Origin of the sequence: Azospirillum brasilense (genome assembly GCF_022023855.1) — a bacterium.
Classification (GTDB): domain Bacteria; phylum Pseudomonadota; class Alphaproteobacteria; order Azospirillales; family Azospirillaceae; genus Azospirillum; species Azospirillum brasilense_F.
Genome location: NZ_CP059449.1, coordinates 206,908 through 233,362, shown reverse-complemented (window position 1 = coordinate 233,362; position 26,455 = coordinate 206,908). Strand labels below are relative to the sequence as shown.

The 26,455-nt window shown below is 63.6% G+C and carries 26 protein-coding genes and 1 pseudogene; 5 read left to right on the top strand and 22 right to left on the bottom strand.

What is annotated here, in order from left to right; genetic code table 11:
• The first annotated feature begins 261 nt into the window (after positions 1 to 261).
• Both H1Q64_RS01155 and H1Q64_RS01150 read left to right on the top strand, forming a co-directional pair.
• Positions 262 to 2,298, top strand: a complete 2,037-nt coding sequence (locus H1Q64_RS01155; RefSeq protein ID WP_237904045.1) for a hypothetical protein — start codon at positions 262 to 264, stop codon at positions 2,296 to 2,298.
• Positions 2,295 to 2,996 (top strand): hypothetical protein, encoded by a 702-nt coding sequence (locus H1Q64_RS01150; RefSeq protein ID WP_237904044.1) that lies wholly within the window; start codon positions 2,295 to 2,297, stop codon positions 2,994 to 2,996. Before H1Q64_RS01155 ends, H1Q64_RS01150 begins: the two co-directional genes overlap by 4 nt.
• Before the next feature lie 1,048 nt (positions 2,997 to 4,044).
• On the opposite strand, the gene H1Q64_RS01145 is transcribed toward H1Q64_RS01150, so the two are convergent.
• From H1Q64_RS01145 to H1Q64_RS01135, 3 genes are read right to left on the bottom strand one after another with little or no spacing between them, the layout of a single operon-like run.
• Positions 4,045 to 5,601, bottom strand: coding sequence for a KAP family P-loop NTPase fold protein (locus tag H1Q64_RS01145; RefSeq protein ID WP_237904043.1), 1,557 nt, complete (start codon positions 5,599 to 5,601; stop codon positions 4,045 to 4,047).
• A gap of 11 nt (positions 5,602 to 5,612) precedes the next feature.
• Entirely contained in the window at positions 5,613 to 6,353 is a 741-nt protein-coding gene (locus tag H1Q64_RS01140; RefSeq protein WP_237904042.1) for a hypothetical protein, read from the bottom strand.
• Positions 6,329 to 6,931 (bottom strand): hypothetical protein, encoded by a 603-nt coding sequence (locus H1Q64_RS01135; RefSeq protein WP_237904041.1) that lies wholly within the window; start codon positions 6,929 to 6,931, stop codon positions 6,329 to 6,331. The genes H1Q64_RS01140 and H1Q64_RS01135 overlap by 25 nt, the downstream gene beginning before the upstream one ends.
• Positions 6,932 to 6,967: 36 nt before the next feature.
• Here H1Q64_RS01135 and H1Q64_RS01130 point away from each other — a divergent pair, with 36 nt between their 5' ends.
• A complete protein-coding gene (locus H1Q64_RS01130; RefSeq protein ID WP_237904040.1) occupies positions 6,968 to 7,354 on the top strand; it encodes a hypothetical protein in 387 nt (128 codons plus the stop codon).
• 103 nt (positions 7,355 to 7,457) lie between these two features.
• Here H1Q64_RS01130 and H1Q64_RS01125 read toward each other — a convergent pair.
• Positions 7,458 to 7,601 (bottom strand): annotated as a pseudogene (locus H1Q64_RS01125) (IS110 family transposase); the annotation flags it as partial.
• Between the two features lie 296 nt (positions 7,602 to 7,897).
• On the opposite strand from H1Q64_RS01125, the gene H1Q64_RS01120 reads away from it, so the two are divergent.
• Positions 7,898 to 9,880, top strand: coding sequence for a hybrid sensor histidine kinase/response regulator (locus H1Q64_RS01120; protein ID WP_237904039.1), 1,983 nt, complete (start codon positions 7,898 to 7,900; stop codon positions 9,878 to 9,880).
• 200 nt (positions 9,881 to 10,080) lie between these two features.
• On the opposite strand, the gene H1Q64_RS01115 is transcribed toward H1Q64_RS01120, so the two are convergent.
• From H1Q64_RS01115 to H1Q64_RS01060, 12 genes are all read right to left on the bottom strand, one after another.
• On the bottom strand, positions 10,081 to 12,072 hold the full coding sequence (locus H1Q64_RS01115) for a methyl-accepting chemotaxis protein (RefSeq protein WP_237904038.1): 1,992 nt from the start codon (positions 12,070 to 12,072) through the stop codon (positions 10,081 to 10,083).
• A gap of 230 nt (positions 12,073 to 12,302) precedes the next feature.
• Positions 12,303 to 12,602 carry a hypothetical protein gene (locus H1Q64_RS01110; protein ID WP_014239762.1) on the bottom strand — a complete coding sequence of 100 codons (300 nt, stop codon included), beginning with the start codon at positions 12,600 to 12,602 and terminating at the stop codon, positions 12,303 to 12,305.
• Positions 12,603 to 12,812: 210 nt separating this feature from the next.
• Entirely contained in the window at positions 12,813 to 13,106 is a 294-nt protein-coding gene (locus H1Q64_RS01105) for a ferredoxin family protein (RefSeq protein WP_094305907.1), read from the bottom strand.
• Complete coding sequence (locus tag H1Q64_RS01100; RefSeq protein ID WP_103040309.1) at positions 13,103 to 14,404, bottom strand: FAD-dependent oxidoreductase; 1,302 nt, start codon at positions 14,402 to 14,404, stop codon at positions 13,103 to 13,105. Before H1Q64_RS01100 ends, H1Q64_RS01105 begins: the two co-directional genes overlap by 4 nt.
• 30 nt (positions 14,405 to 14,434) lie before the next feature.
• A complete protein-coding gene (locus H1Q64_RS01095) occupies positions 14,435 to 15,514 on the bottom strand; it encodes an electron transfer flavoprotein subunit alpha/FixB family protein (protein ID WP_114859154.1) in 1,080 nt (359 codons plus the stop codon).
• 39 nt (positions 15,515 to 15,553) lie between these two features.
• A complete protein-coding gene (locus H1Q64_RS01090; RefSeq protein ID WP_237904037.1) occupies positions 15,554 to 16,420 on the bottom strand; it encodes an electron transfer flavoprotein subunit beta/FixA family protein in 867 nt (288 codons plus the stop codon).
• Positions 16,421 to 16,767: 347 nt separating this feature from the next.
• Positions 16,768 to 17,091: a nitrogenase-stabilizing/protective protein NifW gene (gene nifW, locus H1Q64_RS01085; RefSeq protein ID WP_035672214.1), complete on the bottom strand. Its 324-nt coding sequence runs from the start codon at positions 17,089 to 17,091 to the stop codon at positions 16,768 to 16,770.
• Positions 17,092 to 17,108: 17 nt separating this feature from the next.
• A complete protein-coding gene (gene cysE, locus H1Q64_RS01080) occupies positions 17,109 to 17,954 on the bottom strand; it encodes a serine O-acetyltransferase (protein WP_419468826.1) in 846 nt (281 codons plus the stop codon).
• Positions 17,955 to 18,015: 61 nt separating this feature from the next.
• Positions 18,016 to 19,161, bottom strand: a complete 1,146-nt coding sequence (gene nifV, locus H1Q64_RS01075; RefSeq protein WP_237904035.1) for a homocitrate synthase — start codon at positions 19,159 to 19,161, stop codon at positions 18,016 to 18,018.
• A 267-nt stretch (positions 19,162 to 19,428) separates the two neighbouring features.
• Entirely contained in the window at positions 19,429 to 20,634 is a 1,206-nt protein-coding gene (gene nifS / locus H1Q64_RS01070; protein WP_237904034.1) for a cysteine desulfurase NifS, read from the bottom strand.
• A gap of 3 nt (positions 20,635 to 20,637) precedes the next feature.
• Complete coding sequence (gene nifU, locus H1Q64_RS01065) at positions 20,638 to 21,555, bottom strand: Fe-S cluster assembly protein NifU (protein ID WP_237904033.1); 918 nt, start codon at positions 21,553 to 21,555, stop codon at positions 20,638 to 20,640.
• 49 nt (positions 21,556 to 21,604) lie between these two features.
• Positions 21,605 to 21,985 (bottom strand): HesB/IscA family protein, encoded by a 381-nt coding sequence (locus tag H1Q64_RS01060; protein ID WP_237904032.1) that lies wholly within the window; start codon positions 21,983 to 21,985, stop codon positions 21,605 to 21,607.
• A 281-nt stretch (positions 21,986 to 22,266) separates the two neighbouring features.
• On the opposite strand from H1Q64_RS01060, the gene H1Q64_RS01055 reads away from it, so the two are divergent.
• A complete protein-coding gene (locus tag H1Q64_RS01055) occupies positions 22,267 to 22,764 on the top strand; it encodes a hypothetical protein (protein WP_237904031.1) in 498 nt (165 codons plus the stop codon).
• Between the two features lie 34 nt (positions 22,765 to 22,798).
• On the opposite strand, the gene H1Q64_RS01050 is transcribed toward H1Q64_RS01055, so the two are convergent.
• The 6 genes from H1Q64_RS01050 to nifN all read right to left on the bottom strand — a co-directional run bounded on the left by H1Q64_RS01050 (position 22,799) and on the right by nifN (position 26,451).
• Positions 22,799 to 23,389, bottom strand: coding sequence for a nitrogen fixation protein NifQ (locus tag H1Q64_RS01050; RefSeq protein WP_237904030.1), 591 nt, complete (start codon positions 23,387 to 23,389; stop codon positions 22,799 to 22,801).
• 58 nt (positions 23,390 to 23,447) lie between these two features.
• The gene (gene fdxB / locus H1Q64_RS01045; protein ID WP_094305894.1) at positions 23,448 to 23,741 is read right to left on the bottom strand and encodes a ferredoxin III, nif-specific; all 294 of its coding nucleotides are present in this window, start codon (positions 23,739 to 23,741) and stop codon (positions 23,448 to 23,450) included.
• A gap of 174 nt (positions 23,742 to 23,915) precedes the next feature.
• Entirely contained in the window at positions 23,916 to 24,122 is a 207-nt protein-coding gene (locus tag H1Q64_RS01040; protein WP_094305893.1) for a CCE_0567 family metalloprotein, read from the bottom strand.
• A 10-nt stretch (positions 24,123 to 24,132) separates the two neighbouring features.
• The gene (locus tag H1Q64_RS01035) at positions 24,133 to 24,597 is read right to left on the bottom strand and encodes a NifX-associated nitrogen fixation protein (protein WP_114860858.1); all 465 of its coding nucleotides are present in this window, start codon (positions 24,595 to 24,597) and stop codon (positions 24,133 to 24,135) included.
• Between the two features lie 4 nt (positions 24,598 to 24,601).
• Positions 24,602 to 25,003 (bottom strand): nitrogen fixation protein NifX, encoded by a 402-nt coding sequence (gene nifX / locus H1Q64_RS01030; RefSeq protein WP_035672311.1) that lies wholly within the window; start codon positions 25,001 to 25,003, stop codon positions 24,602 to 24,604.
• Between the two features lie 47 nt (positions 25,004 to 25,050).
• Complete coding sequence (nifN, locus tag H1Q64_RS01025) at positions 25,051 to 26,451, bottom strand: nitrogenase iron-molybdenum cofactor biosynthesis protein NifN (protein ID WP_237904029.1); 1,401 nt, start codon at positions 26,449 to 26,451, stop codon at positions 25,051 to 25,053.
• Positions 26,452 to 26,455 lie beyond the last annotated feature (4 nt).

The window sequence follows — 26,455 nt, the reverse complement described above, 5'->3', positions numbered from 1 at the left end:
CGTTACTTGGCTACCCATGTTGCTCAACCCATTTTCTAGCAAATTATTTCTTTTTCATTCATTGCGCATTACAGGACTATATCCAAATTCTACAATTTGGATCGGCCAAGGGCCGCTTCACCCAATGAACTGGCTCTAAGATTCCTCCAGATTTGCATGATTCGGACAGAAGTGCTACGCATATCCGATATGGAGAGTGGGACCCACTACATACAACCATATGCGACCCGACAGTGGGCAGCGAACAGAAGGACCGCAAGATTGGCACGCATCAAATTTCCGATTCTTCGTCACATTGCGGTCCATGGATACGACCTATACCCCGGAGTGCGTGCAAACGCGGGGTTCGAAAAGCATTTCCAATACGGCGTCAACGTGGCTGTTGGTATTAACGGTGTCGGCAAAACGACCCTACTAAACATGGTAATGCGCTCTTTGCTCGGTCCTTGGGACCCGAGCAAAGCCGAAGCAGACGAACCAGGGCGAAAGCAGTCTGGGCTCACATTTCGCTCGAAGTTCCCCTTCTTCGCCCAGCGCGTCACTGATGGAGCCGAAGAGGCGGAAATTGCAGCAACATTCCAGTTCGGTACCGATGAGGTGACCATCTGTCGGCGTTTAAAGAACCTTAGACCCAAGTGGTACACTCTCAACGGTTTTCGCGTTGATCAGCCGAGTGAGGAAGAAATATTTGGCCACCTATGCAAGCTTTCAGGGGTTTCGGAATCCATCGCTTATGATGAGCAGCGGCATTACGAGTTTGACTTCCTAGTCCGTAACCTAATATTCTTCCTTGAGGGTAAGGTTTCTCTCGTTTGGCGCCCTGCAGGGCAATTTGTAGCTCTGCGAATTCTTTTTGTTGATGAAGAATTATCGCAAAAAATTGCTAAGTCCAGGAACGATTTGCTGGCACTTGACAGCGCCTATAGGAATTTTCGTTGGCAAGCAGGGTCCGCCGAAAAGCGCTTACATGAAGAGCTAAAGAAAGAAGCAACGCCAGCATTGGTCAAGCGCCGCGAGCTTGTAGTCCGCGAGATTAAGGACGCGGAGGATTCCTTTGAGATTACAAAGCATGAATTGATTGAAATTGAAAAGCTAATCGAGCAGTCTGGACCAGCGCTGCTACTGCAGCGACACAATGTCATGAAAGCCTCAGAGCGTGCGACACGTGCTGAGGCAGATCATTATCATGCAGCCTTCCACTCAATCCGATCGCCGGCAGACGTGTACATTGAAGCAATCCTCGCGGAAGAGGGGTGCAAGGTATGCGGGACGGGCACTCCAAAAGTAAGGGAGCGTGCGGCGGCCCTGCTTGAAGCTCATCAATGTCCGGTGTGCGAGTCGCACATCGATATGCCGGTTGAAGCCGAAGGGCTCGTAGCAAGGCGGCTTGAGGAATTGTTGGGTGCCCAAAAAGCGCTTCAGGCCTGTCAGTTGCAGCTTCGGGAGATGGAAGAGAAACATCGTCAATTAACTGCATCGTACGACGAACTAGTGATGGCTTGCGGCCGTTTGACTGAGGTTATCAGGGCCAAGCGGGCGGAACTCATCCAAATCGAGGCAACATTCCCGGACCAAGAGCAGATGTCCGAACTCCAGAAGGAACGGGATTTCTTCGAAGCAAGAATCAAAGGTTATAAGGCAGAACTCGAAAAGACGGCTCGTTTCCACGAAGAACTGGTAATCTCTGCATCAGCTCGCATCGATGAGGTGAGGGGGCAACTGATACAAGCATTCCAACACTACGCTAACGAATTCCTTATTGAAGAATGTCAGCTGGTGTTTGACATGCGCCGAGGCAGGGTCGCCCAGGAAGACCCAGAGATTGAATGGCCGACTTTCAGAGTGCAGATGACGTCAGGCGATCAAGGCCCTCCCATGCTTCGGGACGGCGACGAGCAGGTCTCAGAGTCTCAGCGCGAGTTCATCGAACTCGCCTTCAGAATGGCGTTACTTGAAGTTGCCAGCACTGATCAACCCTCGATGCTGGTGGTCGAGACGCCAGAGGCTAGCCTAGACGCACCATTCGTCGAACGAGCTGGCGCGCTAATCCGGGAGTTTCTCGGAAAACACGAACAAAACGTTTTACTTGCCTCCTGCAATCTGAATGGCGAACGCATGATTCCCGCCCTTTTGGGGACGGATAACCTTGAACACCCCAGCCCACTAACTCGAGTTGATCGACTCCGACATATTTTGAGGTTGACCGATATTGCTCGGTTGCCCCGCGCCTACGCCAAATTCAAAGACCATTACGATGCCGTGTTTGAAGAAGCACTCGAGGGTGCGGGCTACCCATGATGCCGAACTACTTTTCCCTCGAAGCATCACAACCAGAAACCCTTGCAAAGCTCAGCTACGGTGGCGGCTTTGAGAGACTTTCAACTTGGTTGCTATTTATGCTTTCTGGAGCGCGTAGAACTGGGCTGGCACCGTTGGACGCCAATCGGCTTCATCTACTACTATTTTACGGCGCCGTGCTTACACCCGTATACGGATTGGAGCAGCCCGTTCCACTCATCGTCAAAGTTGACGATGCCCCATATTACCCTGAAGCTCAGGAAGCTGTGGAGCGACTGGTTGTTTCTGGCATGGTAATAAATCTTGGGCGTCGCCGCATCGGGAGGAACAACACTGGGCACAAGCGTCTCGAAAATGACAGGTATGATTTAGCTTCACCCGGGCTCGCGCTTGTGGAGCTTCTCCGGCGACCACCTGCCAGTGAGCGTCTTTACAGCTTCGCCCATGATCTTTGCAAAGGTTTTTCGGAAATCGGCGAGATGAGCGCCGAAGACGTGGCTGCAGAAGACGCCCTATTACGGGACGATAGCCTACAAAACAAATCCAGTGCTTGGATCAAGCGGACTGGGACAAACCGCGTTTTGGAAGCCGCTAGATGGATAGCCGATTACGAGGAGGCGGGGGGCCGCCCCAATAAACGAGAGGAAGTAGCGCTTTATTTCCTCTACCTACAGGAATTGCGACGGAGGGCCGCCTGATGCCATTTCGGAACGAAGAGGTACGGCAGTCCGTACGGTCAAGGCTACAACTCCGGCACGAGAACCCGGCTTCTGAATTGGAGTTCCTTGAGAACTGCATGCGTAAAGTGGCTGATTGGCGGTTGGGGTCTGCTTCTCCCCAGGGCCCGTTTATGTTAGTCCAGGATGAGCAAGGGCCAGACGCGGCGGGCAGCGCTGCCCCGCAGTTAGTCAATCTGACTATGGCCGCTCCACCATCCCCAGGGGACGTATTCTTCTGTGATGACCGCCTAAAAAATTGCCAACGATACCCGGGGCTCATGACAGATCCCTCCCGGGCGTGGGACGCAGCGACGACTGTCCAGAAGAACACCAAAGCTTACGTCCTATTCGACCAGGCGCAGGATCGGGTCGTTATCATGTCGCCCCTATTCCCAGGAGAACTAGTGTTCCACCTTGCCGGATCGCAGTCTGGGGCATGGAGCCTCGAAGCGCTAGAAAGTAGGATTGGCGCTTTCGCTGACCTACACCTATTTGGGCAGCCCCTTAGCGGATTCATATATTCAGGTAACAAGCTGCAGGAAGGCGGTAGGGAACTTTGCCGCAATGCACTACTTCTCTATCTGTGCGCTACCTTAAGGGCGCCCGGTGTCTACTATCGTGCTATCGAAGGGAGGATCGTTGCGATACGGGGGCCTATAGGTGGGGGGAGGCCTGTTGCGGCGACTTGGGCGATCGGCACGAGGATCTGTCGGTCTTGGCAATGGTCTAAAGATCATGCTGCGAGATACGTCAACTCGGCTGCCCGGAGAATGGCTGCGGCGAACATTCCTTGGGCCCAGGTGGCATTTATCACAGCATGCGAGAATGCAGATGACGTGGCCGACCCGACGAATAGGGTAACGCTGCGCCATGTGGCATAGGATTACCTTTACCCAGGAGTCTCCTCCTGCCGGAGTTCTCGGTCGGGCTGGAGGAGATTCCTGGATGAACGCTTCAAAATGCAGGGAACGTGAGACAGATAAAGACTTCCCGCTGAATTTTGGCAAGAAGTCGCCTGTTTGGGTCACTATACATGGTGACGTGAAGAACTTCCAACCTCGGCAAGGGGAGGAACAGCGACGACCTCAGATAGTGCCGCGAAAATACGGTGGAAAACAGCGATCATTTCAGGATCGCGGCAATGGTGGAGACTTCGGCCTTCAAACGCGCCGGCGTTAATAAATTCGTCAGCGCCTTCCCTAAAAGACATTGGGCCAGCTTTAAGGTTTTCTGGTCTAGCGAGTTGTCCAAATCGTGTCATGAATGCCGACAGAGAGAGGATTTTCCACTGGTCTGCCGGGCTTTTGCCATCGTAAATCTCCCACAGCCGATAAGCAGCAATAGCATGATTGGTAGCAACGACACGCTCCCGCAAGTTCTCGGGCAATAACTTATTAAAAGCCATGCGCATATTATTATCGATTTCCAGGGACATCTGCATCGTGCTCTTCCTACTCCGACACACCCAACTTAGGAGACGAGCGGCCGAAAAAAGCAACATGAACATAAGTGGGATTAGCGCGAGCTGTGGCGCAGGCCCAAAGCCGCTGTATGCCCATGCTAATGCCCATGCCATACAGGTCGCTATCGCCGCGGCATCTAACAAAGGCCATCGCCCAGATGCTAAATAAGCGCGAGCACCATCAGTTATCTTTGGCTGCTTCCATTCCATCTTAGGCGGTGGCAAGTTTAGGGAGAGCGTAAACGTTTTCTGCAGATGCTCCGCTGCACGCTTCGTGGCAAGTACGGATTCCTCTTGACCCTCCCTAAGAGCTTCGGCAAGTCTGTCGCGAACCACTTTATAATCAAAAGCGATAACGAAGCAGAAATATTTAGCCATGGGATGCGTAGAAATTTGGCTAATGGCATTGACCATTTCTAGCACCCTCGCCGGCGCACACCGATCTAAATCTTCGAGCATGATCACGAACCGCCCCCGATTTGGCAACGAGGACGCATAGATGTCAATTTCCTCTGCAAAGTGTGAAAGCGCTCCAGCGCGCTCCGCTGCGGGAGCAGAGATCACGTTGCCAAGGGCATTGGCAAGCGGCCTCGCAGATCTCGCTATCAAAGCAAAGGCCGTACTGACAACGACAGGGAGTGTAAGCTTTGCGATATCCCCGGAGAAAACCTGAGATATATCACCTAGCTTTTCAGGACGCGTGGCCCAAATAGCGATGCCAAGCAACGGCGGGAACAAAATAGCGAAAAGCACAGGAAAACTAATGCGCTTTGCGCGTGCCCAAACAACACTGGCCCACGATCCCGCCCAATCAGCACGAATTGACATCGCTATGCGGAATAGTATTGCAGACAGAAGTTGGTCGGCGCCTTGGGTATACCACGCACTTACCCAGACGATCCGGTATTTCCGTCTATTTTCGAGCGAGGCCGCGAGCATACTTAATACCGAAGATTTTCCTTCGCCAAACCGACCGTTTACGCCAAGCACCACTGGACCGTCAGGATCGGCCGCATCAATGACGTCGGCAAGAGCGGCGGCGAACTCGGCACGGCCATAAGCATCGCCAGCGGTCCCGCCGATAGATCCCGCGCTTCGAAGCCTTAAGTTACCGATGGTCACAGGCTCCTCCTTCAACGCGCTACTTCAAAAACTAGAAGGTCTTCAGCCAGCTTGTGCTGCCCGCCCTGTTGTGCACTAAGGCGCATCGCGCGAAGTGATTGCTGAGCGCGAAGTTGAAGGCCAAGATTCTTACCCAAATCCACCAGAATCTCTGGTATGTCAATCGTAAGGCCTGCGTAGCTGCTACCTCCGACTACGATGGCAACGCCTCCACCAGGGATAACGCGAGACGCTAACCCCTCCAACAACTCCTCCATGTCGGCACAATACGAGACAATCATATCTGGAATATTCCGGTTCCAGAGTGCCTCACGGCGAGCAGAAAGCGCTTCATAGGCATCATCGAGGATGGCCGACGATGCCTGAGGCTTACGACCGGTCCTATGCACCTGGACGTGCGAATGAATTGTCGAGCCTCGAAGGACTGTATTGTCGTGTTTCGCAGACAGATAACCTAACATCCATAGTTCCAGATTGTAGATGTCAGTATAGTCGAAGCTGTTTGGGTAGGGTGGCGAGAACAAGGCGCAGTCTATAGGCTCAAGATCGTGGACGCGTTGTCTTGCGTCACCTTCTAAAAGCCGAACCTTCCCCGTGCGACGTGAGCCAAAACGTGCAATATCACTAGCAGCATCCAAGCAAGCCTTTTTGAATCTGCTCTCGACTTCATACGCAGTTACACGCCGCCCTTTCCAGCCACTCCGATAGCGACGGCCTTTTCCGTTTATCACGACGTTGCTGACGCCAACCAACACTGATCCAAGAAGGACCCGGAATAAAGGCGTATGGGCCGGCGCCGCTTGCATCTCAATGATTTGTAGAATGAAAGCACACGTCCTGCGACATCTCTGTTAAAAACCCACCTATCCGCCACTCCAGGCTCCACCAGAGTAGCCGGACCGCCAGCAATTCTATTGAAATCTGGCGTCGGAGGCGGGGCATTTAGCACCTTAGCAATGTCTGCATAAAGAGCATCGAGTTGATAATCGGCGTTTTTTGCTCTAATAAGATCGGCAAGGAATGGATTAACCTCGATTGTTTGACATTCCATATTCATCATTGAGCATGTGAGAGAAGTTGTGCCACTGCCACCGCAGGGATCAGCTACACGTTTTACCTCTCTTGGCATTGCCTTTAAGGCTTGAATGACCAACTTCGGAGAGAATGCTTCTTTAAAGTGAAACCACCTCTGGAAGGGCAGCTCCGCGGAACCAACGTTCGACGATAACACTGCGCTGCCATGCCCACTAAGCCAGGAGTTCAAGCGAACAGCCCTTAACGGCGCCAGCGGATCGCCGGCGAGTGGTAAGTCCTCCAGAATCAGATCCACCATTGCCTCCTTATTTCGAATGTGTATTCTCCGAATATGCCACGGCCAAGCGAAGAAGACAAGCTGTCCGAGATCGAGCTATCACGCTTACGCGAGATGGTTGATCGCGGTCGCCAAGTGTATGGAAGCAGTAGAAATTTTGCGCTCGCGGCGGGTGTAAGCCCATCCGCCGTTAGCCAAGCGATGCATGGTCGCTTAGTTGCGAAAGCTCGACACTCCTTGCGAATTTTGAATTTCGAATTTCGCGATGACGCTACAGAGGCCGGGGTCGAACCCAATATGGTTAATCGGCAAACAGCTGGCGTGCTTGATGAAGAGCTGATGGTGGCAATTTCGGCAGTAACTGGTGACACCCACAGAGGTCGCCGGGATCTGCTGAAAATGTTGCGGGCTGCAGCCGATCTAAAGAACACCAAGAAATGAGCTTGATGTAGGCATAGTATCGTCCGCGTCTTTTTCGTTTAGTCTCAGCAATTATTATCGAAATACTTCCCATGGGGCCATAGCATCGAATCAGCTATGACGATAGAAAGCCTCGCGGGTGCTGGCGGGACTTGCCCAACACCTGCAACGCCGTCGCCCGAGCCCGGATCAAGTCGCGCATCGCCTCGTGGGCCCCGTCGGGTACCCACACGGCCGTCAGCTCGCCGGCCCGGTGCAACTTGGCGAGCATAAGTACATATCCGCGTCACTCACCGGATGCATACAGTTCGCCTGGATCGGCAACGCCACCGGCGTTCGCTGTTCCCCGTCGTGGATAGCGAGTCGAAACACGGATTGTCAGCCTTGGGAAGCCTCTGCCGTGAGTCAGCGCCACCATAGGACGAAATCACTTATAGCTGTCACGTTGCTTGTCCCTCGCAAATAAAGATGTGCCGTATTGTCATCTAATGCCATGTAACGGCCGTTAAAGGTTTACGCTGCTCGCATCAACAGCTGGAAACGACACGCAACCTGGAAAACCAGGTGGCCGACCGCACCCGCGAGCTGGTGGCCGCGACCGAGGCGGCGGAGGCGGCAAGGGCGGAGGCGGAGGCGGCCAATCAGGCCAAGTCGCTGTTCCTGGCGACGATGAGCCACGAGATCCGCACCCCGATGAACGGCGTCCAGGGCATGCTGGAGCTTCTGGAATACACGCCGCTGACCCCCGAGCAGCAGGAACTGGTCTCCGTCGTGCGCGATTCGGCGGGAGCGCTGCTGACCATCATCAACGATATCCTGGACTTCTCGAAGATCGAGGCTGGGCGGCTGGATCTGGAGCGCGCCCCGGTGTCGCTGTCTTCGGTGGTGGAGGGGGTGGCCGAGACACTGGCCCCGGCGGCGCGGCAGAAGGACCTGACGCTGGTCACCTACGTCGATCCCGACCTGCCGCCGCTGATCATGGGCGATTCGGTGCGCATCCGGCAGGTGCTGTTCAACATCGCCGGCAATGCCGTGAAGTTCACCCCCTCCGGCTCGGTCCGCATCCGCGCCGAGCTGGCGCGGTTCGAGGACGGGCGGGCGACCATCCGGATCACCGTGACCGACACCGGCATCGGCATCGCCACGGAAGCGCAGGCCCAGCTGTTCCGCCCCTTCACCCAGGCGGAAGCCTCGACCACCCGGCGCTTCGGCGGCACCGGGCTGGGTCTGTCGATCTGCCGTCGTCTCGCCGAGCTGATGGGCGGCGAAGTCGGAATGACGAGCGAGCCCGGCCGCGGTTCCACCTTCTGGTTCACCTTCACCGCCGATCTTGCCGCGGACGGCGACGCCGCGGGCGTCGCGGCTCCGCCGCTGGCCGGGCTGTCGGTGCTGCTCCTGGCCGCCGATGCGGAAGAACGGCGCTTCCTCGCCCGCTACCTGAACACCGACGGTGCCGTGCTGCTGGACGCGCCGGACGCGGCGGCGGGGATGCGGGCCCTGCCGCCCGGCACGTCCTGCGACGTCGTGCTCACCACTTCGGAAGCGGATTTGCAGGCGCTGGACACCGCAGCGCTTGGGCTGGCGCGCGGGCGGGTGCTGCTGGGCGGGCGTGGCTCCCTGATCGACGCGGTCGGTCTGGCCCGCCCGGTGCGCCGCGGCCATCTGGTGCGCGCCGTGCTGGCCGCCGCGGGCCGCGGGCCGGCGGTCGAGGCCGAGGTGGGGCATCCCGGCCCGGCCGGAGCGTCCCTGGCGGGAGATGGAGCGGCGACCCCGCCGCGCATCCTGGTGGCCGAGGACCATCCGACCAACCGACAGGTCATCCAGCGGCAACTCGCCCTGCTCGGCCATACGGCGGACATGGCGGAGGACGGCGTGCAGGCGCTGGCCCTGTGGCGCGCCGGCGATTACGCGCTGCTGCTGACCGACTGCCAAATGCCGGAGATGGACGGCTTCGAGCTGACCCGCCTGATCCGTTCCGAGGAGGCGACGAAAGGACGCCCGCGCCTGCCCATCATCGCGGTCACCGCCAACGCCATGGCCGGCGAGGCCCAGCGCTGCCTGTCCGCGGGGATGGACGACGCCGTGTCGAAGCCGGTGGAGATCGGCCAGCTGCGCCGCCTGCTGGACCGCCACTTGCCGTCCATGCCTGCGTCCGAACCGGCGCCGGTTCCCTCGGCATCCGTCGCGACGCCGGACTCCCGCCCCGACGCGCCGCCCATCGACGTGGGCGTTCTGGCGACGCTGTTCGATGGGGACATGGAGTTCGTCGGGCAGTTGCTGCAGGAGTTCATCGTCTCCAACAGCGCCAGCCGCGACCGTCTGGTCGCCGCCCACGCGGCGGAGGATTGGGACGGCGTGCGTCAGGCCGCCCACAAGCTGGCGGGGTCCTCCCGCACGGTCGGCGCGCGCGATCTGGCCGCGGCGAGCGACGCCATCGAGCTGGCCTGCGTGGACCGGCGGCTGGACGGCATCGGCGGGCTGGTCGCCCGCGCCGACCATGAACTTGGCCGTGCCGCCGCCTACATTCATGGGATGGCGCCGGCTTAAAGCGAACTTCCGTTCGCTTTAGACTCATATCGCCTCATTCGCCGGCTCTCGGCGGATGCCGATGGCATCCGCCTGCCGCCAGCGGGAACGATGTTCCCGCGAGAGGCGGGCTCCGGTCGCATGTGCGACCGGGACCGCCGCCGCGGTCCAAAGCGGATTGCAATCCGCTCTAGCGAGCCGGCGCCATCTCCATCAGTCGATCAGGCGGCCATCGGCCGCAGGGCACGGTCACGGACCAGCGCGCTGAAGCGCTGTTCGAATCCGGCCTTCGCCTCGTCCGGCAGCACGAAACGGACGTGGCAGCTCTGGGCCTCGACCGTCACGACGGTGAAGGGCAGGGGCATGCCGAAGCCGTCGATGTGCAGCGTGCCGCGCGTGCCGTTCGTGGCGCCGTCCCAGACCTGCAGCGCAGCACCGCTGGAGGACAGGTTGTGCAGGCGGCAGATCCGGTTGCCGGCGGGGGTGTCGGCGCGGGCGGGCAGTTCCACCGCATAGCGGGCCTCGCGGCGGCGGTCCACCTCGCTCATCGAGGTGCGGACGACACGGACCAGGATGCCGCGCAGCTCGTCGATGCTCCCCGAGACGTCGTCGGCGACGGTGCGCACGTCGGACGCGCGGTCGCCGGTGGCCTGCGCCTCGCTGGAGACCTCGGCGATGCGGCGGGAGACCTCGCGCGCGGCATCGGCGGTCTGGTTGACGTTCCGGCTGATCTCCTGGGTCGCGGCAGCCTGTTCCTCCATCGCGGCGGCGATGGCGGCGGCCACCTGATCCACCTCGGTGATGCTGTCGGTGATGGTGGAGACGGCGGCCACGGCCCCGCCGGTCGCGGCCTGGATCTCGCCGATCTGGGTGGCGATGTCCTCCGTCGCCTGCGCGGTCTGGTTCGCCAGATTCTTCACCTCGCTGGCCACCACGGCGAAGCCCTTGCCGGCTTCCCCGGCCCGTGCCGCTTCGATGGTGGCGTTCAGCGCCAGAAGGTTGGTCTGGCTGGCGATCGTCTGAATGAGCTGGGCGACGTCCCCGATCTTCTGCACGGCGTTGGACAGCGACTGGATGGTGCCGCGCGCCAGATCGCCCTTCTCCACGGCGATTCGGGTGATGCTGCTGGCCTGCGCCACTTGGGTGCCGATCTCGCGGATCGAGGCGGCCAGTTCCTCCGAGGCGGCGGCGACGGTCTGGGCGTTGCGCAGGGCCTGCTCCGCGGCGGCGGCCACGGACTGGCTGTTCGCCCCGACGGCGTCCGCCGACCGGGCCATGGCCGCGGCGTTGCCTTCCATCTGCCCGGTGCGCTCGGCCACCCGGTCCACGGCGTTGCGGGTTTCGCGCTCCACCGTCTGGGCCATGTTCTCCAGCGCGTCGCGCTTGGCGATCTCGGCCTGTTCGCGCTGGCGCTCCTGCTCCTGGCGCATGCGCTGGTTCTCCAGCCCGTTTGCCTTGAAAACCTCCACCGCGCGGGCCATCGCGCCGATCTCGTCGTGCCCGCCGCTTTCCGGCACCGGTTCGGCATAGTCCCCATCGGCGATACGCCGCATAGCCGCGGTCAGGCGCCCGACCGGGCCGACGACGCGGCGGACCACCACCATCACGCCCAGCAGCACCATGGCGATGCCGACGGCCAGCAGCGTCCAGGCGGTCATGCTGGCCATGTCGTAGGTCTTCTGGGCCGCCTCGTAATTCTCGCCGGCGACGCGCACCTGGAGGTCGATCAGCAGGCCGATGCGGTCGGTGACGGGGTCGATGGTCTGGTACAGCTCCTTCCGGACAAAGCCGTCCAGCGCCCGGCCGTCCTTGTCCGACAGGATGCCGATCAGCCGCTCGATCAGGATGTCGGCCTTGGCCATATCCGGCTTGATCTGATCGACGAGGGCCTGTTCCTCGGCGTTGAGCGTGTTGGCCAGATAGGCGGACCAGTGCGACCGGATGTCCTCCTTCGCCTTGCGGGTCGACGCCAGGCTTTCGTCCCAGGTGAAGTTGCCGTTGCGGGCCTTGTGCGAGGCGTCGACGATGAAGACGGCGTAGGCGTCCGAGATGATCTTCAGGTTGCGCAGCGGCAGCACGCGCTCGTCATGCACCGACCGCAGGTCGGCGTTCGCCATGTTGAGTGCGCGCAGCCCGACGACATCGCTGACGGCGAGCAGAAGGCCGAGAAGATTCAGGACCACAAGAAGAAGGATTTTGATGGAGAGGCGCATTGCAAACTTCCCGCGGATTTCGACAGGCACCCGCTTTTTTCCATCGTCGTGCGACGGTGCGGGTTTCGGAGGCGTCAGGCGTGGACGGAACGAAAAAATCGCCGTCCGCGGGATGGGCGCGAACGGCGATTCCTTGCTTCTGCTCTGCACAGCGGGCCGGGCGATCCGGGGCCTGTCCGAACAGCCGGTGGATGTTTACGGGCGGTGCCCCGTGTCCAACCCCTCGGGCGTCAATGGACCTTGACCTCGTTCCCATGATCGCGGCGGTAGATGTGCACATGGTAGGCGGCCATCGGATTGCCCCGGACATACTCCAGCAGACGGCGTTCCATGTCCGGCGTGGCGTTGCGGATCAGCATCTGCCAAGCCGGCTCCATCGTGGCGCGCTGGGTCTCGTTGTGCGGCAGCATGATGAAGCCTGCCCATTCTGGCCGGAAGTCGGCGAGATAGCTTTCGGCATAATGCCGCATCATGGATGCGTCGTTGACGTTGACCGACTTCATGTTCTCGAAGCAGACACGAAGCTGCATGTTCCGTCTCCCTCGTTCCGCGGGTCTCGATACAACGGATATGTGCAGCCTTCGTCCCTTCTGCACCCGCCGGGCGGGCTGAAAATTCGGATGGGAGCAACGAAGAAAACCCCTCCCCGCGGAGCGGGAAGGGGTTTCAGTCATGGCGGATAGGAGAGGGAGACGACCGGCGGACCAGCGGCGAAGGCCGTAGGACCGCCGGTGCGTTCCTCAACCAAACTTATAACTGATGCCGTAGCCGCCCCGCGGGTAGTCCCACTGAATATTTTCCTTGTCCTGGCAGACCACGCGGCAGGTGCCGCATTCCAGGCAGCCGTCGGTGGCCAGCGTCACGCTGCCCGTCTCGTTCTTCGTGTAGCAGGCCGCCGGGCAGCAGACGGTGCAGGCTTGGGACTCGCAGGACTTGCAGACCGCGTCGTTGCGGATCTGGATGTGCGGCCGGCTCTCGTCCACGATGTAGCGGTTCTGGTACAGCTTCTCTTCGATCTTGACCACGATGCTCATCGCACGGCCCTCACCAGCTTGATTGCGTCGCCGACCAGACCCATGATCGAGCGCTTCTTGACGAAGGACTTCATGATCTCCTTCTCCTTCGTCCTCTTGTCCACGCTGTCCACGGTGAACCAGCTGTGGGCGGCGGCGGTCAGCGTGTCGGGATAGGCGCCGAAGAACTGCTTGTTCTCGTGCATGATGCCCGGCAGGTTCCGGTACTTCTTCAGGTCCTTCATGATGAAGCTGTCGTCCAGCTTCTTCTTGTAGGCGGCGAGGTTGGCGGCGTTGAAGGGCTTGCCGGCCTGCTTCAGCTCGATCACCGTCTCCGCCGCCATGCGGCCCGACGCCATGGCGAGGTTGGAGCCCTCGCGGTGGGCGGCGTTGTTGAAGTGGGCGGCGTCGCCGACCACCATCCAGCCGTCGCCGTAGAGCTGCGGAACTGCCTTGTAGCCGCCCTCGGGGATCATGTGGGCGGCGTATTCCTTCATCTCCGCCCCTTCGATCAGCGGCTTGATGACGGGGTGGTTCTTCAGGTCCTCCAGCATCTTGTAGGGCGGGATGGCGCCTTCCTTGAAGTCGGAGATCAGGCAGCCGATGCCGATCGTCAGCGATTCCTTGTTGGTGTAGAGGAACGCCGTGCCGACCATGCCCTTGGTCACCTTGCCCATGATCTCGATGACCACGCCCTCTTCGTCCTTCAGGCCGAAGCGCTGCTGGATCAGTTCGGGATCGATGAACAGGATTTCCTTGACGGCCAGCGCGACGTTCTGCGGCGCCAGCTCCTGCTGGAAGCCGGTGCGGCGGGCGAGCAGGGCGTTCACGCCGTCGGCCATGATGACCACGTCGGCGTGGATCTCGCCGCCCTCGCGGTCGGTGCGCACGCCGATCACCTTGCCGGAGGCGTCGCGGATCAGCTCCGTCACCGTGGTCTCGCAGATCTGCAGGCCGCCGGCCTCGCGAATCTTCTCGGAGAACCACTTGTCGATGTTGGCGCGGATGATCGTGTAGCGGTTCGGCTTGTCGCTGTTGAAGGCGTCCGACCGGTAGTTGGTGCCGATGTAGTTGTCGTCGCCGAGCAGCCAGACGCGCTGTTCGATGATGTGGCGCTCGGTCGGGCAATCCTCGCGGAAGTCCGGGATGATCTTTTCCAGCTCGGCGGCGTACATGATGCCGCCCTGGACGTTCTTGGCGCCGGGATACTCCCCGCGCTCGAGCTGAAGAACGTTGAGGCCCTGCTTGGCCAGCGTGTAGGCCGCCGCGTTGCCGGACGGGCCGGCACCGATGACGATGGCGTCGAACTTTTCGACCATGGTCCTGTTGGCTCCTGTTCGTCCGGTAGTTCAGCCGGCCAGCCGGTTGACCGAGAGGCGCTTGCCGAAAGCGTCGGTCAGGGCCGGCAGGATGGTCAGCGCGTCGCCGACCAGCCCGAGATGGGCGAAGTCGAAGATCGGCGCGTTGGGATCGGTGTTGATGGCCAGGATCAGGTCGGACTTTTCCATGCCGACCCGGTGCTGGATGGCGCCGGAGATGCCGGCGGCGATGTAGAGCTTCGGGCGCACCGTCTTGCCGGTCTGCCCGACCTGCCGGTCGAAGCCGGTCCAGCCGGCCTGGACCAGCGGACGGGTCACCCCGACCTCGCCGCCCAGAACCTTGGCGAGGTCGAAGACCAGCTTCAGGTTCTCCGGCTTGCCCAGCCCCTTGCCCGCCGCGACGATGATGTCGGCGAAGGCGAGCTGCGCCTCGTTCTGCTCGCGGTCGGCGATGAAGCTCAGCACCTTGGTGATGACGTCGTCCTCGCGCAGCGCCGGGAACACCTCGACCACGCGGCCGGTGCGGCTGTCGTCGCGGTCGGGCATCGACATCACGCGCGGGCGCACCGTGGCCATCTGCGGGCGGTAGGCCAGCGTCTGGATGGTGCAGAGCAGCGTGCCGCCGAAGGTCGGGCGGGTGGCCGCCAGCGACCGGTTGTCCATGTAGATGTCCAACTCGGTGCAGTCGGCGGTCAGGCCGGTGGCGAGCGTGGTGGCGATGGCGCCGGCGAGGTCGCGGCCCAGCGTGGTGGCGCCCAGCAGCACGATCTCCGGCTTGTAGGTGTTGACCACGTCGGTCATCACCCGCGTGTAGGGATCGGTGCGGTAGTCGGCCAGGACCGGGTCGGTCACCTTGTAGACGACGTCGGCGCCGTAGGTGAAGGCGTCGCCGCAGATGGCGTTCAGCTCCGGGCTGTCGGCGCCCAGCACCACGGCCCCCACCTCGACCCCCAGCTTGTCGGCGAGCTTGCGGGCCTCGCCCACCAGCTCCCACGACACGGAATGGACGGAGCCGCGCTCCTGCTCCACGATCACCCAGATGCCCTTGTATTCCTTCAGGTGCTCGGGCAGTTGGAACTTGCGTCCCTGCGGCTTGCTTGGTTCGCTCATCGGGATGTCTCCGGCGGAGGATTCGTCAGGAACGGCGCGTCACAGCCCGGCGGCGGCGCGGGCGAGCAGCTCGTCGGCGAGTTTCGGCTGGGTGCCAAAGATGGCTTCGACCGCGGCGGCGGCCTGGGCCTCGGCGGTGGGGGTCTCGGCGCCGGGGGATTCAACCTCGACCATCGTCGCCTTCTGGGCGCGCGGTTTCGGCACGAAGACCTTCGACACGACGGTGGGCGAGCCCTTCAGCCCGACCTTCATCTCTTCGGCGCCGGTGGTGTCCTTGTTCCAGGTCTTCAGGCCGTAGCGGGCGGCGCGGAACATGTCGTCCATCTTGCCGAAGCGGATGGTGTTCGTGCCTTCCAGCATCGTGATCATGCAGGGCAGGGCGGTCTTCAGCACCTGCACGCCGCCTTCGGAGCGGCGGTGCACGACGATCTCCCTGGCGCCCTGATCGATCGATTCGATCTTCGTGATGTAGGTGAGCTGCTGGAAGCCCAGCCGCGTGGCGATGCCCGGACCGACCTGCGCGGTGTCGCCGTCGACCGTCTGCTTGCCGCAGAAGACCAGATCGACCGTCTCCTCCTCCGACAGCTTCCGGATCGCCGAGGTCAGGGCGTAGGAGGTCGCCAGCGTGTCCGACCCGGCGAACTTGCGGTCGGTCAGCAGCACCGCGTCGTCGGCGCCCAGCGACAGCGCCTTGCGCAGCGAGGTTTCGGCCATCGGCGGCCCCATGGTCAGGACGGTGACGCGGGCGCCGACCTTGTCCTTGATCCGCAGCGCCTCCTCCAGCGAGAAGAGGTCGAAGGGGTTGATGATGGCCGGGACGCCCTGACGCATGATCGTGTTCGTCACGGGGTGGATGCGGATCTGGGCGCTGTCGGGCACCTGTTTGATACAGACAACGATGTGCATCCCAATCTCCTTGACATTCCGCCGCCTGTCGCGCGGCGTGGCTATGGCCCTACCAGCAAGCGGCGTGCCAGATTTGCGCAAGTGCGGTAAAGAATTGAATTTATTGAATTTTATGGCTGTTGAGAGATTGTCGCAAAAACGACAAAGAACGGACGTGTCGGCTTCTCAACAGGGGGGTTCCGTTCCGGCCGGACCGATTCCCCAACCCGCTCCGGCCTCTGTCGCCTACCGGACAAACCCGACAACGGCCGCGCAAGGCGCGGAGGATGGCCGAAAAGCACGACGGCCCGCGGACGCTCGCCGGGGGCGGGTCCGCAGGCCGTCTTGGAAACGAACGATGAAACGGATCAGGTCGGCAGCAGGGCGTCCAGCGGCACGAAGCGGTCGGCCATCTTGCGCGCCTCCTCCTGATGGACCTTGAAGGTCTTCTCGGCGATGGCGTTGGACGCCACGAAGTCCTGGTAGGCGCGCTCCAGATGGGCGCTGTAGCGGGCGGCCATGCCCTCGTCGTCCAGCCCCTCCATGCCGGTGTCGGCCGACAGATAGTCGTGGAAGCGCTGCAGGATGTGCAGGCGGTTCACGTTCACCACGCGCTGCTCGTAGGTGACGCCGAGGAAGCGCAGGAAGTCCTCCGCGGTCTCCAGATCCTCCAGATCGTCTTTGAAGCTCATGGCGGGGTCCTTTCCGTTCAGATGACGTAATGATCGGCGCGCGCGCCGAAGTCGGGAGAGCGCTTGTCGTGGTGATCGTGATTACGATCGCCGCAGGCGTCCTGGTCGCACAGGTTGCCGCAGCTCCGGCAGACAATCCTGTCGAGCGGCAAATCGTCCAGCCGGATGGCGCTCAATGGCGGGACGGGGTGGGGCGGGGCGGGGCGCGTGGCCTCCTCCGCCGCGTGGGCTTCCAGCCGGGCCTCGATGCGGTTGATGTGGTCGATCAGGCAGGCGATGGCCTTGCCGACCGGGTCGGGCATCAGGTGGTGGTCGAGGTCGATGCCGTGGGCGGCCAGCCGCCGCTGGGTGTCCGGGCGGACGACGCGGCCGGGGATGCCGACCACCGTCATGCCCTCCGGCACGTCCTTGGTCACCACGGAGTTGGCGCCGACGCGGCAGTGGGCGCCAACGGTGATCGGCCCCAGGATCTTGGCCCCGGACCCGACCAGCACGCCGTCGCCGAGCGTCGGGTGCCGCTTTCCCTTGGTCCAGGAGGTGCCGCCCAGCGTCACGCCGTGGTAGAGCGTCACGTCGTCGCCGACCTCCGCCGTTTCGCCGATGACGACTCCGGCCCCGTGGTCGATGAAGAAGCGGCGGCCGATGGTGGCGCCGGGGTGGATGTCGATGTTCGTCAGGGCGCGGGCCAGATAGGACAGGAAGCGCGCCGGCCAGCGCAAACCCCGCCGCCACACGGCGTTGGACAGCCGGTGAACCACCAGCGCGTGGATGCCGGGGTAGCAGGTCAGCACGTCGAAGACGTTGCGCGCCGCCGGGTCGCGGTCGAAGACGCAGGCGACATCCTCGCGCAGCAGCAGCCACAGGCTGGTGTCCTTCATGGCGAGGTCCGGGTGGGCGTCGATCGCGGCCATGGAGTCCTCCGGATCACGAGGAGACGACGCTCCAGCGGGTGGCGTCGTCGTGGAAGGCGCGCAGCTCCTCCGCCGTAGGGGCGCGCTTGGCGCGGGTGGCGAGGGCGCGGACCCGCGGCAGCACCGCCTGGGCGATGGCGTCGTCGCAGGCGATGCCGAGCTGGCCGTAGGCCATCTTCACCCCGGCCGTGCCGGAATGCTTGCCCAGCACGATGCGGTGCTCGCGCCCCACCTCGGCGGGGTCGAAATTCTGGTAGGTGGCACGGTCGCGCAGCAGCCCGTCGACATGGATGCCGGCCTCGTGCGTGAAGACGGCGTCGCCGACAATCGACTTGTTGACCGCCACCGGCCGGTTGGAGGCGCGCTCCACGAGGTCGGAGATTGCCCCCAGCACGCGGGTGTCCACCCCGCAGTCCTGCCCGTAGAGCACCTTCAGCGACACCACCACCTCCTCCAGCGGGGCATTGCCGGCGCGCTCGCCCAGCCCGTTGACGGTGGTGTTGACGTGGGTCGCCCCGCCCAGCACGGCGGCCAGCGAGTTGGCGTTGGCGAGGCCGAGATCGTCATGGGAATGGATCTCAATCTCCAGGTCGGTGGCCCGGCGCAGCCGCTCGATGCAGGCGCGCGTCTGGAAGGGGTCGAGCACGCCCAGCGTGTCGGCGAAGCGGAAGCGGCGGGCGCCGGCCTCCTGCGCCACGGTGGCGGCGGCGATCAGGAAATCCATGTCGGCGCGCGAGGAGTCCTCGCCGCCCAGGCTGACCTCCAGCCCGTGGTCGCGGGCCGTCTTGACCTTGCGTTCGATCTCCGCCAAGGCCCAGGCGCGGCTGCGCTTCAGCTTTTTGGTGATGTGGATGTCGGAGACGGGCATCGACAGGTTGACGAAGCCGACCTTGCAGTCCAGCGCCGCCTTCAGGTCGGTGTCGTGCATGCGGCACCACACCATCAGCCGGGCCTTCAGCCCCAGCGCGGCCACGGCGCGGATGCCCTCGCGCTCCTCCGGCCCCATGGCTGGGATGCCGATCTCCAGCTCCGGCACGCCGGCCTCGTCGAGCGCGCGGGCGATGGCGATCTTCTCGTCGAGCGTGAAGGCGACCCCCGCCGTCTGCTCCCCGTCGCGCAGCGTCGTGTCGTTGATGATGGTGGAACCGGCCATCGGCATTCGGTCACATCCTCAATTGGGGCTCAGCTCGGGTAGGTCTTGCCCCCTCCCTAACCCTCCCCCGCTTCGCAGGGGAGGGGATCAAGGCCCTCCCCTGCGAAGCGGGGGAGGGAGGGGACCCACGCAGTGGGGAGGGTGGGGGCAACGGAGCCAAGGTTTGTGTCGCAGACCGGGCCGGGAAACCGCGTCCCGGCGGGTGTCGTCGGGCGGGTTGCCGGGGCGCGGGCCCGGCCCGGCCTGCGATCTCGGTGTTACGAGTAAATATTTCTACGAATAAACCGGTGCGAACTCCTTCGGCGCGCCCGCCTGCGACCAGTAGGGCGACAGCGAGCGCAGCTTCGCGATGATGCCGGGGACCACCGCGATCACCCGGTCGATCTCCTCCTCGGTCGTCTCGCGCGACAGGGAGAAGCGGGTGGCGCCGTGGGCGGCGGTGTAGGGTACGCCCATCGCCCGCATCACGTGGCTCGGCTCCAGCGACCCGGAGGTGCAGGCCGACCCCGACGAGGCGGCGATGCCGGCTTCGTTCAGCAGCAGGAGGATCGCCTCGCCCTCAATGTACTCGAAGGCGACATTGCAGGTGTTGGGCAGGCGGTTGGCCGGGTTGCCGGTGACGAAGCAGTTGGGAACGGCGGCCAGGATGGCCTGCTCCAGCTTGTCGCGCAGCGACTTCACCCGCGTGTTCTCGTCGGTCATGTGCATGAGCGCGAGCTGTGCGGCCGCCCCCAGCCCGACGATGCCCGGCGCGTTCTCCGTGCCGGCGCGGCGCGAGCGCTCCTGGTGGCCACCGCGCAGCATTGGGCGGAAGCGCAGGCCGCGCTTGACGTAGAGCGCGCCGATGCCCTTGGGCGCGTGCAGCTTGTGGCCGGACAGCGACAGCATGTCCACCGCGCTGGTGGCGAGCGTCATCGGGATCTTGCCGACCGCCTGCACGGCGTCGGTGTGGAACACAGCGCCAACGGCCTTGGCGAGCTGGGCCAGCTCCTCGATCGGGAAGATCGTCCCGGTCTCGTTGTTCGCCCACATGATCGAGACGATGGCGACGTCCGGCCCCAGCGCCGCCTTGTAGGCGTCGAGGTCGAGGTTGCCTCGGTTGTCCACGCCGATGCGGTGGACGGTGTAGCCGCGCTTCTTCTCCAGATAGTCGCACAGCGCCAGCACGGCGGGATGCTCGACCACGCTGGTGACGATGCTCTTCTTCTTCGGATAGGCCTCCAGCGTGGACAGGATGGCGGTGTTGTCGCTCTCCGTGCCGCCGGAGGTGAAGACGATCTCGCTGTCATGGGCGGCGCCGAGCAGCGCCTGCACCTGCTTGCGCGCCCATTCGATCTTGCCGCCCACCGCGGCGCCGAAGCCGTGCATAGAGGAAGGGTTGCCGAACTGCTCGGTGAACAGCGGCAGCATCTCCGCCAGCACGTCCGGATCGACGCGGGTGGTGGCGTTGTTGTCGAGGTAGATTCCCTGTGCGGTCATGGCTCAGGCCCCCACCGGCAGGAGGGAGGCGGGCTTGACGCGGACAAACTCGCCCAGCGCCTCGACCAGCTTGGCCTGCACGCCCATCATGGTGCCGGCGGACTGCGAACAGCCGGAGCAGGCGCCGGTCAGCCGGACGTAGATGTCCTTGCCGTCGATGTCCACCAGCTCCACGTCGCCGCCGTCGCGCTGGATCTGCGGGCGCAGCTCCTCGATGGCGAACATGATTTTCTGCATGCGCTGCACGTTGGTCAGCTTCGCCGGGGCGGCCTCGGCCTTCGGGGCTAGCGGCTTGATGGCGTCCAGCCCGACCGTGCCGGGGGCGTGGGGCTTGGGCGGGGCCAGCGCGCCGGTCTTGGCGAGCACGGCCTCCAGCACCTCCTCGATCTTCTCGTGGCAGGTCTGGCAGGAGCCGCCGGCCTTGGTGTAGTGGGTGACCTCCTCCAGCGTGGTCAGGCTGTTGACGGTCACCGCGCGCTCGATCATCGCCGCGTCGATGCCGAAGCACTTGCAGACCAGCTCGCCTTCCTCGTGGTCGTCGACCCACTCCTCGCCCTTGAAGTTGGCGATGGCGGCGCGGAGCGCCTCGGCGCCCATGACCGAACAGTGCATCTTCTCCGGCGGCAGGCCGCCCAGATACTCGGCGATGTCGCGGTTGGTGACGGCCAGCGCCTCGTCCACCGTCTTGCCGATGATCATCTCCGTCAGCGCCGACGAGGACGCGATGGCCGAGCCGCAGCCGAAGGTCTGGAACTTCGCGTCCTCGATGACCTGGTTGTCGGGGTTGACCTTCATCATCAGCTTCAGGGCATCGCCGCAGGTGATCGACCCGACCTCGCCCACGGCGTTCGCCTCATCCAGCGCGCCGGCGTTCTTCGGGTTGAAGAAGTGTTCCTTGACCTTGTCGGTGTAGTTCCACATGACGCCTTGCCTTTCCCGACGTTATCGGGTGGGGGGAGAGTGTTCGGGGTTAGTGGGCGGTGCCGCAGCCGCCGGCCGACGGCGTGGAGGAGCAGCTGCCTCCCGGACCCGCCGAGAAGGACTTGCCGCAGCCGCAGCTGCCCGTCGCGTTCGGGTTGTCGAACTTGAAGCCCGCGCCCTCGACCCCTTCGACGAAGTCGACCACCACGCCGGTCAGGAAGGGCTGGCTGGTCGGGTCGACGAAGATCGTCACCAGGCCGAAGGTCAGCACGGCGTCTTCGTCGCCCGCCGTGGCCTCCAGCCCCATCTGGTACTTCATGCCGGCGCAGCCGCCGTCGGCCACCGCGATGCGCAGGCCGGCCGCGGCGCCGCCGGACTTCGCCAGCACGCGTTCCAGGGTGTTCACCGCCGCATCCGTCAGGGTCACCATGTCTGCCGCCTCCAAATGCTCCGTCGGGCATGCCGACCGTTCCTGGTCATAGGATCAGCAAGCGGCGTGCCAAATTTTAAGTCATTGATTTTGATGGATTGTCAGGTCGGGGGGCTGGTGTTTTCCCGACAATTGTCGGGTCGGGACCATGTCGGCTTTGCGACATCCTGCGACGAAAGGACGCATAATTTTATTAGGGGCTTTTGTGAAGCCCGCATGCGGTCCATACAGAATTGTCGGTCGGGCGCACGGTTTCGCGAAACAACGGAAGGGGACGGGCGATGGAGCGTCCGGTCGAACTGCGGATGTCCAACGGGCGCATGGCCTTCGGCGAGGTGCCCGAGCACATCGACGAGAAGCTGCAGGAGGCGGTGAAGGCCCGCCCCGACGCCGCGGCCTGCGAGGCCCTGCTGTGGGAGGCCCACCGGATGGGGCCGCGCGTCCTGCCGGTCTTCTACGCGCTCTACAAATTCTACTTCAACCGCAAGCGCTTCGCGGACGCGGAGCGGGTGGCGACGATCGGGCTGGACGCGGCGGCGCGCGAGGGCGGCTATGCCGGCGACTGGCGGAGCCTGCGCGCGGACAGCACCGATTGGGCGAAGGAAGGGCCGCCGCGCTTCACCCTCTTCACCCTGAAGGCGCTGGGCTTCATCAGCCTGCGCAGCGGGCGGGTGGAGGAGGCGAGGGCGATCCTCACCAAGCTGGCGGAGATCGACCCGCAGGATCAGGTGGGCTATGGCGTCATCGCCGCGCTCGCGAAGGGCCTGGGGGAGGAATGACTTGGGAAGAGGGGTGATTGACGGTTTGGCTCCGTCAGTCACCCGACCCGAAGCACACGGCCTCCGCGCCGCAATCGCGGCAGACCGGGGCGCCGCAGGGGATCAGCCCGTCCCGCGCGCAGAGGAAGCGGTAGAGAAAAGCCTTCCAGCGGGTGCCGGTGGCGTTCAGCAGGGCCAGCGAGTCGAAATGGCGCTCCATCAGCGCCGCGAGGTGGCTCGGGCCGGCCAGCCCGAGATCCCGCCACAGCTCGCCCTCGTCCAGCATGGCCCGTGCCACGATGGCGGCGAGCCATTCCTCCTCCTCGATGCCCAGCGAGCGGTGGGCGAGCAGGAGGGCGGCGATGTCGTCCGCCTCGCTCCGGAGAAGCGGCGGCAAGGGGGTGGGCGAGCTGTCGGGAACCGGCAAGCCGGCCGCGAAGGCGCCGGGGAAATAGCGGTCGAGAAGCTGGCCGAGCGCCCGGTCGTCGAGACCCAACGCGCCCGGACCCGCCGACCAGCGGCGGGACAGGATGCAGGCGAACAGATGCGCGTCGAAGACGTTGCAGCGTCCCTGGCGGTCGGTCAGCCAACGGTACAGCCGCGTGGTGTCGCCCACCCCCGGCGGGGCGGCGTGCAGGATGCCCATGGCGTCCTCCTCCGGGTGCGGGCGGCCGTCAGGCCGTCTCAGACCAACTCGGCGGCCGTCAGGCCGCCTGGGGCAAGTGGGTGATGCAGTTCTTGGAGCAGACCTTGCCGCAGCTCTCGCAGCCGATGCAGTTGCCGGCGTTCTTGACGCTCATGACCTTCTTCTCGGCCTCGTCGTCGAAGGCGTCGACGATGTCGCCGTCCTCGGTGATGCCGATCAGCTCCAGCACGTCGCGGCCGCAGACCTTGAAGCAGCGGCCGCAGCCGATGCACATCTTTTGGTCGACGCTTTCCACGAATTTCGGCGTCCAGGCGGCGCCGCCGCGGGTGGTGCCGGTCACGAACTCAGCCATCGTCTGCTCCTCAATCGGGCTTGGTGTGGGGGTTGTTTGATGGGGGGTGCGCGGCGCTGCCGTTGCCCCCTCCCTAAACCCTCCCCCGCTTCGCAGGGGAGGGGACTGCCGCCGCTTTGCGAACATCTCCCTCCCCTGCGAAGCGGGGGAGGGCCGGGGAGGGGGCAAGGCCGCTCAGGCGGACGCCTTCTCCAGCGCCTTCAGCTCGGCGCGCTTCTCGGTCAGGGTCTTGTAGGCGTCGTAGGTCTCCTGGGCGACCTGGAGGATCGACTGCCAGTTCTGCGGCAGCTCCTCCGACAGGTCGTGCAGGTCCATCTTCTTCTGGGTCGCGCGGGCGTTGAGCTTCTTGACCTCGTCCTTCAGGGCGTCGATGTCGGACATGGTGGAATCCTCACAGATCGGCGACGTCGGGATATTTGCGGATCAGCGCCACGGCCTCCTCGACGATCTTGGCGCCGTCGGCGGCCAGCTTCTCCAGCGACGGGAAGCCGAAGCGGTGGACGTCGCGCAGATGCTTCGACACCACGACCAGCCGGCCGGTGGTCAGCACCATGCGGCCGAAGCCCTCGTGGCTCATCTTCATGATGGGTGAGGCGATGTGGCCGGTCTGCTTCTCGACCGTGATGCCGACGGCCTTGTAGAACAGCTCCAGCCGCCACAGCGTGTCGGGGTCCGGGTCGCCCATGATCGGAATGGCGGCGCGGGCCTCCTTGTCGAGGATGAAGGGGGCGAGGATCGTCTCGTCGCTCTTGCCTTCCCAGGCGCCATAGCTGTCTTCGGCGCGGAACAGCATGACCAGGGTCTTCAGGAAGGCCTCGGCGAGATCGCTCCCGGCGGCCACGGTGGTGTCGGTCATGCTCTCAATCCTCCTCGTCGAAGGCCAGCTCCTGCGGCTGGCCGGCGTTCAGGGCCTTGCGCAGCCAGGGCGGCGGGTTGCCGTTGATGGTTTCGACCAGACGGTCGAGCAGCGCGGTGATGGTCTCCGTGGCCTCCACCTTCACGGGGTGGATCTTCTTCGCCACCACGCGGGCGGCGGCGGAGGCGCCGATGGCCGACAGGTAGACGATGGCGCAGTCGGCCAGCGCGTCGAGCTTCGGGATCAGCTTGTCCTCGTTGCCGTCCTCGAACATCGAACCGCCGAACTGGCAGGTCTCGACCATCGTGTAGCCGGCCTTGTCCACCTCGTAGACCACGATGTTCTTGGCCCACCCGAAATGCGCATCGACGTGCTGCATGTCCTGGGTGCAGAAAGCGACCTTCATGGAACCTCCTTTGCGGGGCCGGCCCTCCTCGGCCTGGCCCACCACACTCAGCCGGCGCTGCATCCGCATGATCCGCTCCCGCAGTGCTGGCCGTGTTCATGCCCGTCCCCATGACGATGACCGTGAGCATGGCCGTGCTCGTCGTGGTCCATCTCGCGGGACAGGAACAGGTTGCCGATCTCGAACAGAAGCTCGCGCGTGCCGCGGTAGCCGACATGGACCTTCAGCCCGGCGCCCAGCCGGTCGAACATGGGAAGCCCCATGCGGTGCAGCGGCACGCCGATCCGTGCGGCCCCCTGCCGCCCGTGCGAGTTCGACACGATCAGGTCGGCGTCGCGGGCCAGCGTCTCCACGTCGGAATGGTCGCCGACCATCACCGTCGCGGCCTTCAGCTTCTCCAGGACGGCGGTCTGGGTGGGGGAGACGGCGGCGATCACCTCCGCCCCCATGTCCGCCAGGAAGCTGGTGACGGCGTAGAGCAGGTCCGGTTCCAGCGCCACGGCGATCCGCTTGCGGCTGTAGAAGAAATGCCCGTCCAGCATGCCGTCGACCAGCGTCTCGCGCTGGCGGCGCAGCTTCGCCGGAACCGGGCGGCCCGACAGCTCCGACAGGGTGCGGACGAGGCGGTCCGACGCCTCCAGCCCGGTCAGCCGGTCGAAGAAGAGGCTGCGCACGTCGGTCTTCAGCTCCAGCGCCGCGGCGGCGACGCGCATATGCTCGCCGATCACCAGCGTGGCCTCCGACGCGCCCATGGCGGCAATCTGCTCCACCGTCACGCCGCCCAGCGAGGTCGCCGTGAAGTCGTCCGGCTGGCGGCCCGACATGGACAGCGACAGGTCGGGCAGGAAGATCGGCGACAGGCCGAAGCTCTCGATGATGTCGCGCAGTTCCTCCACGTCGCCCGGCGACAGGTGGCAGCCGGCCAGCACATTGATCTGGCCCTTCACCGTCTTGTCGGACGGCTGGACCACCTCCTCGACGATGCCGGTCACCGCGGCGGAGAAGCCGTCCTCAAAGCCGCCGGAGAAATCCGGGGTGTTGGCGAAGACCAGCTTCAGGCCGGCCAGGGCGGGGTTGCGCTGGCGGAACAGCGAATACTGCCCGGCCATGTCCTCGCCCTTGGTCTCGGTCACGCCGGTGGTGGCGACGCCGATCAGGGCGGGCGCGTTGCGCTCGTGGATGGTGCGGACGGCCTGCTCCAGATTCTCGTAGCCGCCGAGGATGGTGGAGACCTGGTCCATCGCCGTGGTCTGGAGCGGGATGGCCTCGCGGAAATGGCGGACCAGCAGGACCAGCCCGAAGGCGGTGCAGCCCTGGCTGCCGTGGAACAGCGGCATGCAGCGGTCCACGCCGAGGAAGGCGAGCGCCGCGCCCAGCGGCTGGCTCATCTTCAGCGGGTTGGTGGAGGCCGCCTTGGCGGAGTGGGGGAAGCGCTGGATGTTGCCCATGGCG

Coding starts and splice junctions, on each gene's coding strand:
- H1Q64_RS01060 (WP_237904032.1), bottom strand. CDS start 21,985: ATGGTGACCCTGACGGATGCGGCGGTGAACACCCTGGAACGCGTGCTG.
- H1Q64_RS01110 (WP_014239762.1), bottom strand. CDS start 12,602: ATGCAGCTTCGTGTCTGCTTCGAGAACATGAAGTCGGTCAACGTCAAC.
- H1Q64_RS01050 (WP_237904030.1), bottom strand. CDS start 23,389: ATGGGCATCCTGCACGCCGCCCCGCCGGGGGTGGGCGACACCACGCGG.
- H1Q64_RS01115 (WP_237904038.1), bottom strand. CDS start 12,072: ATGCGCCTCTCCATCAAAATCCTTCTTCTTGTGGTCCTGAATCTTCTC.
- nifV (WP_237904035.1), bottom strand. CDS start 19,161: ATGCCGATGGCCGGTTCCACCATCATCAACGACACGACGCTGCGCGAC.
- nifX (WP_035672311.1), bottom strand. CDS start 25,003: ATGAAGGTCGCTTTCTGCACCCAGGACATGCAGCACGTCGATGCGCAT.
- H1Q64_RS01105 (WP_094305907.1), bottom strand. CDS start 13,106: ATGAGCATCGTGGTCAAGATCGAAGAGAAGCTGTACCAGAACCGCTAC.
- H1Q64_RS01055 (WP_237904031.1), top strand. CDS start 22,267: ATGGAGCGTCCGGTCGAACTGCGGATGTCCAACGGGCGCATGGCCTTC.
- H1Q64_RS01130 (WP_237904040.1), top strand. CDS start 6,968: ATGCCACGGCCAAGCGAAGAAGACAAGCTGTCCGAGATCGAGCTATCA.
- nifN (WP_237904029.1), bottom strand. CDS start 26,451: ATGGGCAACATCCAGCGCTTCCCCCACTCCGCCAAGGCGGCCTCCACC.
- nifU (WP_237904033.1), bottom strand. CDS start 21,555: ATGTGGAACTACACCGACAAGGTCAAGGAACACTTCTTCAACCCGAAG.
- nifW (WP_035672214.1), bottom strand. CDS start 17,091: ATGAGCTTCAAAGACGATCTGGAGGATCTGGAGACCGCGGAGGACTTC.
- H1Q64_RS01100 (WP_103040309.1), bottom strand. CDS start 14,404: ATGGTCGAAAAGTTCGACGCCATCGTCATCGGTGCCGGCCCGTCCGGC.
- H1Q64_RS01035 (WP_114860858.1), bottom strand. CDS start 24,597: ATGACCGACACCACCGTGGCCGCCGGGAGCGATCTCGCCGAGGCCTTC.
- H1Q64_RS01095 (WP_114859154.1), bottom strand. CDS start 15,514: ATGAGCGAACCAAGCAAGCCGCAGGGACGCAAGTTCCAACTGCCCGAG.
- H1Q64_RS01150 (WP_237904044.1), top strand. CDS start 2,295: ATGATGCCGAACTACTTTTCCCTCGAAGCATCACAACCAGAAACCCTT.
- H1Q64_RS01090 (WP_237904037.1), bottom strand. CDS start 16,420: ATGCACATCGTTGTCTGTATCAAACAGGTGCCCGACAGCGCCCAGATC.
- nifS (WP_237904034.1), bottom strand. CDS start 20,634: ATGACCGCACAGGGAATCTACCTCGACAACAACGCCACCACCCGCGTC.
- H1Q64_RS01040 (WP_094305893.1), bottom strand. CDS start 24,122: ATGTCCGACATCGACGCCCTGAAGGACGAGGTCAAGAAGCTCAACGCC.
- fdxB (WP_094305894.1), bottom strand. CDS start 23,741: ATGGCTGAGTTCGTGACCGGCACCACCCGCGGCGGCGCCGCCTGGACG.